Source organism: Phytobacter sp. V91, from assembly GCF_965644225.1.
GTDB lineage: Bacteria > Pseudomonadota > Gammaproteobacteria > Enterobacterales > Enterobacteriaceae > CBFFRJ01.
The window spans coordinates 1-10,662 of sequence record NZ_CBFFRJ010000162.1; the positions used below are offsets into that span (position 1 = coordinate 1).

Genomic DNA, 10,662 nt, shown 5'->3' on the forward strand with positions numbered 1-10,662 from the left:
TTCGACACCCATATCAAAACCGGTAACTCTCAACCTTTCAAGGTCAAGTGTCAGATCAAGTCGCGACTAATACATATGAAATACGAACCGGCTCGAGCAGCTATAACGGCCACCTTTCTGTATTTTCAAAAGTCCGTCCCGAAAGTCAGATAAGGCTAACCAGTCGCGAAGATATCGATAAGTTTCTCAATCAGCGCTGAATGGGTCTGTTCATAAAGGTCCGCTGTCTGCTTATAGCGGACCTTTTGCCAACAATAATTTTGACGAAAGTGAAGGGCATTTGCTCAGCCCTCCAGCACGATAAATCCCTTTTCAATGTCGTATTTCAGATGCTTTGTTAGCGAGAATTGCGGGTCATTTTCAGCAAATCGTAGCTTGATCATCTGCTGGTACTCGTGAACCGTCATACCATCAAAAATAGATTTATTGATATTGTAACCAGAGCAGTTTTCCCGGCCGTCAACATGCAGGTTGCTGGCACGTCGATGCGATATCCCAATAATTCGAATCTTAAAATTAAGACAATTAAGAAGATCGCTTTCACTTACATTGGTTGAATCAATCCGCATCTCGCCTCCGGTTTTATTCGCCCTGCAGGAATGCAATTATTTGCCAGTAAGGCAGGTGGGGATCTTGTGTAAATGCCACGCTGCCACTATCGCAAAACAACTAATCATTCCACCAGTCATACAGTAGTTTTGCGCCAACACCTACCAGCGCAATCCCGCCGACGGCCAGTGCTACGGGTGGTGCCGCTGCTAATACGCCCACTACGGCTCCTGTTCCGGCTGCTCCCCCGGTAAGTGCCGTTCCGGTTATACTGGCTCCACCACTTAATGCGCTGATGCCGCTGAGTCCTTTGATGGCGCTGGTGGTCGTGGTTGTTGTAGTGCTCAGACTGGCAACAGAGCGTAATAAAGTCGGTGTGTTTGTTGCGGCCCAGGTCTGGTATGTACGGTAGGCAAGGCTCACATTCACAACACTACTGCTCACCGCCTGTACCTGAGCGCTTCGATGTTTACCCGTTACGCACCAGGTGGCAAAATGTTCGCAGTTATTGAATACGAGGTTGTAGTTATTTTCGCCAATCCGGGTTCGTGCACGTTCAACAATTTCCTCAGGGGAAAATAATCTGTCAGAAACGTCGTGTTTTATGACGGTCACAGTTTCTTTTCCCTGAGTAAAATCCTCAAGCGTAGTCTCACAAATGTTTCCTTTAGACAGGCCATCAGCCAGTCCGGAGTAATGCACAACTTTGCCATATCCAACATAAATGCCGTGATGAGTATATCCCGTCCTTGATGAGGACAGATGGTCTCCAGCTGTTATCATTTTCGCGCTCGCTTTATAATGACAGGATCAGAATTTCATCATATTACCGCCTCGCCGGAAGGGTAGCCAGCCACTACAGTCAGTGGTTTTTTTGTGTTTCAACTTTCTGTGTTACCCTTCCGCGATTATCTAATTACCTTCGCCCAGGAGCACCTCATATGACTGAAGGCCCATTAAACGAAAATGAATTGCAGTGGCTGGAAGAGACATTGATGTCTTACGCTCATGACGATGAATCTATTCTTGATGTCGCAGAGCTCGACGGCCTGTTAACCGCCGTATTGTCCGGACCCATTGTGGTTGAGCCGGATCGCTGGCTGGTCGCTATTTGGGGCGGTCAGAAGAACGTTCCTCGCTGGAAGAACGATCGTGAAATGGATCGTTTTATTAATCTCTGCTTCCAGCATATGAATGATATTGCCGAGCGTCTGAGCCAGTATCAGGATCAGTTCGAACCTGTTTTTGGCGAGAATGAAGTGGAAGGCAGACTGTTTACCGTTGTGGAAGAGTGGTGCTTTGGCTATATGCGCGGCGTAGGCCTGACCGACTGGTCAGCATTACCGGAATCGCTGAAAACGGATCTGGATGCTATCGCGCTGCATGGCACCGAAGAGAATTTCACCCGCCTTGATGAGATGGACGAAGAAGCGTTCAGTCGCAGTGTGGATGCGATTCGCCCGGCCGCGTTACGTTTATATGATTACTGGTCCGCCAATCCCCAACAGCCCGTCGTTCAACAACCGGTGGTAAACGGTGTCAAGGTTGGGCGTAACGATCCCTGTCCGTGCGGCAGTGGCAGGAAATTCAAAAGCTGTTGTCTGCATTAATAAAAAGGGGCTCGAATGATGAGCCCCTCTTTTTTTAACCCACTTGCGGTAACAACCCGGCGGCAATGGCAAACTGCACCGCAATAATCCCCACGCCACAGGCAATGATGGCGACAAGAGCCGCTTTCCCGCCCGCAACCCGCCAGGGTGAATCCGGATGCGCCTCCCGGCTTTTCCAGACTAACAAAGCAGGAAGCAGCAAGGCGAGAACCGCCAGGGCCACCGCGGCGTAACCTAATGCCATCACGAAGCCACGCGGATAAAAGAGAGCAAAGGCCAGTGGCGGGAGAAAGGTAATCACGCCTGTTTGCACCCGACCAAAGGCCGTATTACGGCGCTGAAAAAGATCCGCCAGATAATCGAACAGCCCCAGAGCCACGCCAAGGAAAGAAGTCGCCAGCGCAAGGTCAGCAAAGAGGTGTACAGCCAGCTCAACATGGGGTGACGCAACGACTTCCCGCAGCGCCTGCAACAGGCCATTTAACCCGGCATGGTTCGCCAGCAATCCGGCAAAGGTGTTTGACTCAATGCTTCCCAGCGTTGCCAGTTGCCAGAAAATATAGGCAACGAGCGGAATGGCGCTGCCGATAATAAACACCCAGCGCAGTTTACGAATATTGCCATTCATGTAGCTGACAATGCTCGGTACGCTGCCATGAAAGCCAAATGAGGTGAAGAGCACCGGAATGGCAGACAGGGCCAGCCCTTTATCGAGAGGTAAGGTCAGCAAATTGACCTCGTGAATATGTGGCGTCAGCAGTGCCAGCATTATCAGCAGAAAAACAATTTTTGCACTGAACAGAAAGCGGTTGAAGAGATCGACCAGCGATGTACCAATGCAGACCACGCCGCCGGCGACCAGGGTAAACAGCAATACGCCGGAAACCGGTGAGATGGAAACGCCCGTCCAGTCGCTCAGACTGGAAGCAAGCAGCTCGCCCGCACCGGTCATATAGGCCGCCGTCAGGGCATACATTAAAAACATCATGCTAAAACCAGTGATCCACTGACCATAGCGACCCAGGTATCGACGCGCGACGGAACCCAGCCCGGTATCGGCAGGGACGTGTTGATAAACCTCAAGCAGCAGCAGGGCGGTGTAGCACATCACGGCCCACAGCGTTAACAGTAAAACCAGCGTGACGCCAAATCCGACGCCCGCAGCCGCCAGCGGCATCGCCAGCATACCCGCGCCAATAGTGGTGCCAGCCACGATAAAAACACTACCCAGTGTTCTGTTTTCTCTGTATCTGAAACATTGACCAAACAAATATGCGGCGCAGAGTAAGTGAAAAGCTTATTTTCGTCAAACCACGCTTACAGAGCCTGTAACGATAACTTGCGAAAAGACAGGGTTCGACCAGACTGGTCATTTGCCCAGCCGAATCAGGGACTTTGCCCGGTTCATTAGTCCTCCCCTTTTACGAGAGAATCGGGCGTACCTTAAAAAAGAATGACAAAGATTAAAAAGAGGTTGATATGGTCCAGGGGAATCCGTTTTTGGCGAAATGGACGCGGGGAGGCAATTTACTGTGCCACGGGGAATGGATCATCAGCTGGCAGGGTCATCCCCTGGTATTACCGGAATCCCGGCGTGAAAAAGACATGGGAACCTGGGCGATTTACTCGATAATCGATCCCGAAGATGAAACCTTTGCTCAGGGTCTGGAAGAAGATGAGTGGATTATTGAAAACGTTGACTGGCTGACCGATCTCTTCTTTGACCATCAGATCCCGATGGAAAGCGATAATTATCGTCTCTTCTACCAGGCGGTAAACCGGCAGGACTGGCGCTGCACGAGTTGTGCCGGATGCATGTAAACCTGTCGTAGCGCAAAAAAACACCTAATGATGCGTCTATGATGCATCTTATACAGGAGGGGGAAGATATGGCGTCAATTCATGGTCACGAAGTGCTTAACATGATGCTGGAGTCAGCTGAGCAGTATTCAGAGAAAAGTCTGGTGGAGGCGATTAATCAACGTTTCGGCGGCGAAGCGCGTTTTCATACCTGTTCAGCATCTGAAATGACGGCGGCGGAACTGGTGACATTTCTGGCGGCGCGGGGAAAATTTATACCTGCACAGGACGGATTTTCAACGCACGAAAGTAAAATCTGTCAGCACTAAAATAATGCGGTAATGAACATTCATTACCGCATTCTGTATTAATTTGCGGTATCGAGGGTCGACAGCTCTTTATCGATGAAATACAGGCCTTCGCCGCTTTTACCTGCCAGCGTCAGTTTATCAATAACAGATTTAAAGAGTTTCTCTTCTTCATGCTGCTCTGCAACATACCATTGCAGGAAATTGAATGTCGGGTAGTCCTGAGAGGTCATGGCGACATGGGCCAGCTCATTAATTTTCTGCGTAATTAATTGCTCATGTTCGTAAGTCGCGCGGAATAACTCATCCAGAGAGGCGTATTCAGCCACCGGGGTCGGGATGGTATTGATGCGCGGCAGGCTGCCCGTGTCGGTCAGATAATCGAACAGACGCTGCATATGGGTCATCTCTTCCTGCGCATGGCGACGTAAGAATGCAGCCGCGCCTTCAAAGCTGTTAAAGCTGCACCAGGCACTCATTTGTTGATAAAGCAGAGAAGAGAACAGTTCCAGGTTCATCTGCTCATTTAGTTTTTCAATCATTTCAGCTTTTAACATGCGCAGCTCCAAAAATAATAAAGGGGAGAAAGAGGGGTCACTATAATTTGTTATTTAATTATTTGCAAAAGGTAAAATAAAAAATTATTTATTAACAATGAGAATGGGAATAAAACGCATTGCGCTATTATATATACTGTAAATGATAATTATTCTTTATTTTATTAAGAATAATATAGCTTAATAATATGTGCCGACTTGCGAAGACCTGTGAAGCTCTTTTCGCCAGCGTAAATTGCGATGTAAACGGGAGAGCGAGGCGGCTAAAAAAGCGGCCGCCTGTAGTATGACGAGTATCAGCGCCGGCGAATCAACACCGGCATAAAAACTACCAGCTTTGGCCAGTGGCTGGAGTCTGGCTGAAGGCGACCCCGCGACACTGATACTGAATCGTCACATTGGTATTCATACAAATGGATCCGCTGAACACGCTACAGGTCGAAACTGGCTGACCGTAAGCAACTGCAGTGGCGTAACCCATCTGCTGGCACTGTTTGTTGGCGGTGCCCTGGGTGGTGTAGTTATCGTAGCGGGCCGTTTGCATCATGGCTTCGCTATAACTCAAACGCACAATCCCGCTTGTGGTATCAACGCTGCTGACTTGCGGCTCTTTGGTGATGGTGCACCCGGCAAGCAGTAACAACGCAGCGGCAACAACTATTTTGTTCATGAAATCGCTCTGATTTTTATGGGCATTATCTCATCTTACCGCGCTATCAGCGTCGCAATCGGCGGAATAGCCAGTGGAACTGGCCTTTTTATGCGCAACGGTTCTGTTCTCAGTCCGCCAGGCTCTCATAGATCCGGGCAAATTTTTCATGATGCAGGCGAAACAGCGCCACCAGCTGGGGATCAAAATGGCGTCCGGCACCCTCAGCAATCATCTGTGACGCCTGGAGATGACTGTAGCTCGGTTTGTAGATCCGTTTCTGACGCAGGGCATCATAGACATCTGCCAGCGCCAGAATACGTGCTTCCAGGGGAATTTGTTCCCCCCGGAGTCCTTCCGGATAGCCGCTTCCGTCCCATTTTTCGTGATGAAAGTGGATCATATTCTCGGCGATCGGGCCTAACGCCAGTCCCTGAATGATGCGCCAGCCTTTGACGGTATGTTGTTTCATCTCTGCAAACTCTTCCGGCGTCAGTGGCCCTTGCTTGCGAAGGATCCGTTCCGGCACCGCAATTTTTCCAACGTCATACAGGGAGGCGAAATTTTCAATATTCCGCACCGTACGTCGTGGAAGTTGCAGCGCCCTGGCCAGGAAGCCGCAGTATTTCGCCACCCGCTGAATATGGCTGCCGGTCTCATCATCATGCGCCCGGTTCACTTTTTCCAGCGCCTGGACAATATTGCGGTTCACAATGCGATTCTGTTTCATATGCCGCCACATCATCACCAGCAGGCAGAGACTAAAGACCACGGTAATCAGCAGCAGTACGCTGATGATTTTAAGCGTATTGCGGGTTAATTCGGGAAACGCAGGCGCGGGATCGCTGCGTTCCAGTTGGGTACGGTAATCCGACAATCGATGCAGTCTGCTGAGCAGATTGTGCAGCGGGTGTTGTGTATCGACCCAGGGACCAACTCTGAATTCCGGGCGGGTGATCCCGGCCACCTTCAGCACACCGCGAAACAGCTCATTACCGCGTAATGACGTTTCCATGGTGCTTAAATCACCCAGAATATAATCAATCTGGTCATTTTCGAGACCTGCAATCAGCCCGTCGACGTTCGGATAGCTCACCAGCTTAATATCGTTGCCATAGTGCTGCTGCAGATAGAACTGCGAAAAAGAGCCCTGAATGACGCCGATACGCTGGTGGAGGATTTGCTCTTCATCCCATAAGAAGGGCTGTTCGATACGGTTGTAATAGACGTTATTCCAGGCCTGGGTGGGACCAATCATCCCCTCTGTCGGGGAAGGGTCGCGCGCATTGACCACTTCGACCAGCTTTACCGGCCAGTTCTGACGGCGTAGCTCGGCAAAATAGTTATCAACGTAATGTACGTCGACATTAATGTGCAGTAACTCGCGCATATCATTAATCATGTTCACGGCCGAACCATGATGTCCCTGCTGGTCGCTCCAGATAAGCGGGGCGAAGTTTTCATTTTTGGGTAGCCACGGCGTCAGGCGGTTGTTCTGTAACCAGGCCCGCTCCTCATCAGTAACCGTCACCCGGCTCAGGAGATACTGGCGATGACTCTCGTCAAGCCATTGTTGCATCTCTCCGCTGCGCCAGGCGTCGCTAATAAACTGATTGAGTCTGTCCCGCAGCCCGACGAGATCCGGACTAAAGCCGAAGACTGACGCAATGCGTAATGCCGGAAATGGCCGTGAAAGCTGGTAGTAGCGGGTGGTTGTTTCCATTTCGCTGGCATCATTAATATAAAAATCCGCCTGATTATCGCTTAACAACCGGAAGGCCTCCTCACTGCTACTGACCATACTGAGCTGGCGAAATTTGAGGTTCGGATAGCTCTGCTTAACGCGTTCCAGGGTGGCGTCATTCGCCCGAAACAGTACGCGGGAGGTTGAAAAATCTTCTGGTTTGAAAACCCGCTGATTAAGACTGGCTGCGACCACTTCATTATCAAATAAGCGCGTCGACAGAACATGCGTCCGGGCGCGCTCTTCGGTGCGAATAACACCCGCGTAGACGCCGTGGTGATTGCTTTTAAACTGCTGGCTTATTGTTTCGCCATCAATGGGGGTTATGCGTAACTGATAACCAGACTCTTTATTAAACTTCTTCACAAGCTCCGGGTAGAGTCCCTGATATTGTCCCTTATCATCCCGCCAGAACTCAAAACTTTGCGCATCATACAGCCAGACCGGCACGGTGTTTTCAGCGGTTGCCGCATGCACGAAGCCCGCCGCCGCGAAGGCGAAGAGAAAGGAAAACAGGCCGAGGATGTTCAATGCTGCCTGACACGCTAATTTCACCGGTTCTCCCTGGGGGTTTATCACACCAGCGTTAAATGGATCACGCCACTCTCATGGATGGTTACTTCTACGCGGCAGTGCTGTTTGTCGCGGCCAGTGCCAGCAAAAGTGTGAAGGCAATTTGCTTTTTTAAAACATTTTTTCATTAAATTTGAAAATGCGTTTGCCAGGTAGTAAGGTTGACAAACTTTTTCTACCAAACGCATTAATCTGGAGATGAACAATGAAAATTGCACTGATGATGGAAAACAGTCAGGCGGCTAAAAATCCCATCATTCTTAACGAACTTAACGCTGTTGCTGATGAAAAAGGCTTCCCTGTTTTCAACGTCGGGATGAGTGATGAGAAGGATCATCATCTGACCTACATCCATTTAGGTATTATGGCTAGCATTCTGCTGAATGCCAAAGCGGTTGATTTTGTTGTTACGGGCTGTGGAACAGGTCAGGGCGCGTTGATGTCGCTGAACATCCATCCTGGCGTCATTTGCGGCTATTGCATCGATCCGGCGGATGCGTTCCTGTTCGCTCAGATCAACAACGGTAACGCACTCTCTTTACCTTTCGCGAAAGGTTTTGGCTGGGGCGCGGAACTGAATGTGCGCTTTATCTTTGAGAAAGCCTTCACCGGACGTAAAGGCGAAGGTTATCCGCCGGAGCGTAAAGAGCCGCAGGTGCGTAACGCCGGGATCCTCAACCAGGTGAAAGCTGCCGTTGTGAAAGAGAACTACCTTGATACCCTGCGTGCCATCGACCCTGAGCTGGTGAAAACCGCCGTATCCGGGCCGCGCTTCCAGCAGTGTTTCTTCGAGAACTGTCAGGATAAAGCTATCGAAGCCTTTGTTCGTGAAATTCTTGCCTGATGCCAGCGGGCTGGCTCAGGTCAGCCCACTTTTTCCGCAAATGTTAAATCCTCGTTTCTCTCCCTTCCTTTTCCTGCAAATTTTTTTTAATTAATTCAAAAATACTTTAGATTCTTAACCCGCAGATTTGACACGTTTTTTTAACAGATTAGTGGCGTTTGTGATTTTTAAAACGTGATTTCTATCACAAAGGCCTTGCGTTTTGTGATGAGGGTCATATTATGTGCACATCAACCAATAACACCTGCATAACAAATCGCCGGAGCAAACCATGAAATTGCGCAAAATCCTGAAAAGCATTTTTGAAACCTACTGCAAGACCTTCAAAGACGTACCCCCTGGTGCTATGTTCTGATAATAAAAAAACCTGCCAGTGCAGGTTTTTTTATGCCCGGAATTCGGGGCAGGCAGTGAGATAAAAGCGGCAATGATTGCCGCTTTTTTGCTGTCAGAAGAACAGAGATACCAGAGTATAGCTGGCGGCGCAGGCGCAACTGACCCCAATCAGGCCTGGCAAAATAAAGCTGTGGTTGATAATAAATTTGCCGATACGGGTGGTGCCGGAGCGGTCAAATCCAATACAGGCCAGATCGCTGGGGTACGTCGGTAATACGAAGTAACCGTAGGAGGCCGGGAAGAACGCCAGCAGCATTTTGGGTTCAACACCCAGCATCAGCCCCATTGGCGCCACGGCGGTCAGGGCTGCGGCCTGGCTGTTCACCAGTTTGGAGACAAGGAAGAGGACAATAGCGTAAGTCCACGGATGGCTTTTCACCACGCCTTCCAGCGCCATTTTCAGCTCATCAAGGTGCGCCTGGAAAAAGGTATCACTCATCCAGGCGACACCGAAGACCGAGAAGATGGCGACCATGCCAGCCTTAAATACCGCGCCGCTGGAAATTGCCGACGCCTTGACCTTACAGGCAATTAACATGATGGCGCCGGCAATCAGCATCATCATCTGAATAACAAGGTTCATCGACAAAGGGGCCAGCTTGCCTTTTACCTCGAAGGCTGGCCGCAGTTCCGGTAATGCCCCGAGTAACACCACCACCAGGATCCCGGCGAAGAAGATCCAGGTTGACCAGTAGGCTTCTTTGGGGAAGCGTTGGTTCATCAGCGTCTCGCTGGCACCATAGATAAATTCACGTTGTTTCGGATCCTTGAGTTTTTCCTGGAATTCGAGGTCATCGGCAAGATCTTTACCCCGACGCAGGCTCCAGAGCGCGGCGATGGCGACGCCAAATAATGATGCCGGCACGGAAACGGCCAGAATCTCAAGAATGCTCCACGCGTGATCAATAACACCGTGCTGCGACGCAAGGATCGAGACCAGCGAAACAACGGCAACGGAAACAGGTGAGGCGGTGATTGCCATTTGCGAGGCAATTGACGCGACGGCCATAGGACGCTCAGGACGAATATTTTTCTTCAGCGCAATGTCGGCGATGATCGGGAACATGGTGTAAACCACATGCCCGGTACCGCACAGGAACGTCAGCATCCATGTGGTGAAAGGTGCCAGCAACGTAATGTGTTGAGGGTGGCGACGAAGCAAACGTTCGGCAAACTGCATCATCACATTCAGGCCGCCTGCGGTTTGCAGGGTTGCAGCACAACCAATGACCGCAAGTATGGTCAGCATGACATCAACGGGAGGTTTGCCGGGCTCAAGGCCAAATACAAAGCTCAGTATAAAGAGGCCAATACCACTGATTAACCCCAGCCCCATCCCACCGTAACGTGTCCCCAGCAACAAACACAGAATGATAATAATAAATTCAACGGTAATCATGACTCACCTTGTCCTTGATTTTGATAAACCATATAAACCGGATAAATCATTACATTTTGTGATGTCATCCAGTGAGAGCCAGATCGAATTTGGTAAAATTTAATAAAAGCAATAACTTATATACTTTTTGTTAACAATCGATTCATTACTCTGCAAAATAATTAAGTCCGGTAAACCCCCGGCTTTGCCGGGGGACTCCGAAAGGTTTGACCTTTAAGTCAGTCGCGCGAATC

Annotated in this window: 12 protein-coding genes; 5 read left to right on the forward strand and 7 right to left on the reverse strand. The window is 49.9% G+C overall.

Going from position 1 to position 10,662, the window contains the following annotated elements; genetic code table 11:
* Positions 1–284: 284 nt before the first annotated feature.
* Together ACSZO4_RS22750 and ACSZO4_RS22755 are read right to left on the reverse strand one after the other, a co-directional pair.
* Positions 285–569 carry a hypothetical protein gene (locus ACSZO4_RS22750; RefSeq protein WP_437891326.1) on the reverse strand — a complete coding sequence of 95 codons (285 nt, stop codon included), beginning with the start codon at positions 567–569 and terminating at the stop codon, positions 285–287.
* Between the two features lie 100 nt (positions 570–669).
* A complete protein-coding gene (locus ACSZO4_RS22755; protein ID WP_437891327.1) occupies positions 670–1,332 on the reverse strand; it encodes a lecithin retinol acyltransferase family protein in 663 nt (220 codons plus the stop codon).
* Between the two features lie 158 nt (positions 1,333–1,490).
* Here ACSZO4_RS22755 and ACSZO4_RS22760 point away from each other — a divergent pair, with 158 nt between their 5' ends.
* A complete protein-coding gene (locus ACSZO4_RS22760; protein WP_437891328.1) occupies positions 1,491–2,159 on the forward strand; it encodes a YecA family protein in 669 nt (222 codons plus the stop codon).
* Between the two features lie 34 nt (positions 2,160–2,193).
* Here ACSZO4_RS22760 and tyrP read toward each other — a convergent pair whose 3' ends face one another.
* On the reverse strand, positions 2,194–3,345 hold the full coding sequence (gene tyrP, locus ACSZO4_RS22765) for a tyrosine transporter TyrP (RefSeq protein WP_437891336.1): 1,152 nt from the start codon (positions 3,343–3,345) through the stop codon (positions 2,194–2,196).
* Between the two features lie 293 nt (positions 3,346–3,638).
* On the opposite strand from tyrP, the gene ACSZO4_RS22770 reads away from it, so the two are divergent.
* Complete coding sequence (locus ACSZO4_RS22770; RefSeq protein ID WP_437891329.1) at positions 3,639–3,980, forward strand: hypothetical protein; 342 nt, start codon at positions 3,639–3,641, stop codon at positions 3,978–3,980.
* A 68-nt stretch (positions 3,981–4,048) separates the two neighbouring features.
* Positions 4,049–4,288, forward strand: coding sequence for a YecH family metal-binding protein (locus ACSZO4_RS22775; protein WP_437891330.1), 240 nt, complete (start codon positions 4,049–4,051; stop codon positions 4,286–4,288).
* 38 nt (positions 4,289–4,326) lie between these two features.
* On the opposite strand, the gene ftnA is transcribed toward ACSZO4_RS22775, so the two are convergent.
* The 3 genes from ftnA to ACSZO4_RS22790 all read right to left on the reverse strand — a co-directional run bounded on the left by ftnA (position 4,327) and on the right by ACSZO4_RS22790 (position 7,772).
* Positions 4,327–4,824, reverse strand: a complete 498-nt coding sequence (gene ftnA, locus ACSZO4_RS22780) for a non-heme ferritin (RefSeq protein WP_437891331.1) — start codon at positions 4,822–4,824, stop codon at positions 4,327–4,329.
* Positions 4,825–5,152: 328 nt separating this feature from the next.
* Positions 5,153–5,494, reverse strand: a complete 342-nt coding sequence (gene yecR / locus ACSZO4_RS22785; protein ID WP_437891332.1) for a YecR family lipoprotein — start codon at positions 5,492–5,494, stop codon at positions 5,153–5,155.
* A 109-nt stretch (positions 5,495–5,603) separates the two neighbouring features.
* On the reverse strand, positions 5,604–7,772 hold the full coding sequence (locus ACSZO4_RS22790) for an HD domain-containing phosphohydrolase (RefSeq protein ID WP_437891333.1): 2,169 nt from the start codon (positions 7,770–7,772) through the stop codon (positions 5,604–5,606).
* A 223-nt stretch (positions 7,773–7,995) separates the two neighbouring features.
* On the opposite strand from ACSZO4_RS22790, the gene ACSZO4_RS22795 reads away from it, so the two are divergent.
* Positions 7,996–8,634, forward strand: a complete 639-nt coding sequence (locus ACSZO4_RS22795; protein ID WP_437891334.1) for an RpiB/LacA/LacB family sugar-phosphate isomerase — start codon at positions 7,996–7,998, stop codon at positions 8,632–8,634.
* Positions 8,635–8,905: 271 nt separating this feature from the next.
* Positions 8,906–8,989 carry a stress response protein AzuC gene (azuC, locus tag ACSZO4_RS22800; protein WP_088218881.1) on the forward strand — a complete coding sequence of 28 codons (84 nt, stop codon included), beginning with the start codon at positions 8,906–8,908 and terminating at the stop codon, positions 8,987–8,989.
* A 93-nt stretch (positions 8,990–9,082) separates the two neighbouring features.
* On the opposite strand, the gene ACSZO4_RS22805 is transcribed toward azuC, so the two are convergent.
* Positions 9,083–10,429 carry an anaerobic C4-dicarboxylate transporter gene (locus tag ACSZO4_RS22805; protein WP_437891335.1) on the reverse strand — a complete coding sequence of 449 codons (1,347 nt, stop codon included), beginning with the start codon at positions 10,427–10,429 and terminating at the stop codon, positions 9,083–9,085.
* Between the last annotated feature and the right edge of the window lie 233 nt (positions 10,430–10,662).